A 422-nucleotide genomic window follows, 5' to 3' on the forward strand; every position below is an offset into this window, starting at 1 on the left:
AGATAAAACGGCGCTTGTGAAGCTGCCGCGTCAGCTCAAGAAACCACTCAGGATCGTTTGCCATATCTTCCGGTTTAACGGAGTATTTCAGCGTTTCAGCAACCGCGCTTTGCAGTTGCTCGGCAACGTTGGCCACAACCTCACCTGTCTTAGTTTTTACTGCCCGAATATCGATATTCGGCTCATAGTTCACCCGCAAGCAATCGCGCCAGAGTTCTACCCAACGTTCGTGCTTAACGTAGTTCTTCCCTTTAAACCAAGAAGGTTGCACCATCAGCAGACAGTGAAAATGCGGATGTGCGCTGCCATCCTTACCTCGCGTCACCTCCGTAGCCCTGATCCACCCCTGAACAGGTGATAGCTCCTTTCGCTTTTCCATTCGCTTAAACGCCGCATTCATTGCTGTAAGGACTGTTCCAAGT

At 50.5% G+C, this 422-nt stretch carries 1 protein-coding gene; it reads right to left on the reverse strand.

Annotation, left to right across the window (positions count from 1 at the left end; genetic code table 11):
- The coding region (locus tag GVK91_RS27230) for a protein rep (RefSeq protein ID WP_235033006.1) at positions 1-379 on the reverse strand (379 nt) is incomplete at its 3' end.
- Positions 380-422: the final 43 nt, after the last annotated feature.

Origin of the sequence: Sphingobacterium sp. 18053 (assembly GCF_902706145.1) — a bacterium.
Taxonomy (GTDB): Bacteria; Bacteroidota; Bacteroidia; order Sphingobacteriales; family Sphingobacteriaceae; genus Sphingobacterium; species Sphingobacterium paramultivorum.